1 protein-coding gene is annotated in these 237 nt (G+C 62.0%); it reads left to right on the top strand.

Going from position 1 to position 237, the window contains the following annotated elements; translation table 11 throughout:
• Positions 1-237 (top strand): FAD-binding oxidoreductase (locus tag ADK28_RS03875; RefSeq protein ID WP_048794939.1); only part of this gene is annotated, 237 nt, incomplete at both ends.

Genomic DNA, 237 nt, shown 5'->3' with positions numbered 1-237 from the left:
GCCCGCGCGGCGGCGGCACCGGCACCAACGGCCAGTCGCTCAATACCGGCATCGTGGTCGATATGTCGCGCCACATGAACCGCATTCTGGAGATCAACGTCGAACAAGGCTGGGTGAAAGTCGAAGCCGGCGTGATCAAGGATCAGCTGAATCAATACCTGCGGCCGTTCGGCTACTTCTTCTCGCCGGAACTGTCCACCAGCAACCGCGCCACGCTGGGGGGCATGATCAACACCG

The organism is Serratia sp. 506_PEND (assembly GCF_001076875.1).
GTDB classification, from domain to species: Bacteria; Pseudomonadota; Gammaproteobacteria; order Enterobacterales; family Enterobacteriaceae; genus Serratia; species Serratia marcescens.
Note: the sequence above shows the minus strand (reverse complement) of the source record. Positions and strands in the feature narration are given on the sequence as shown.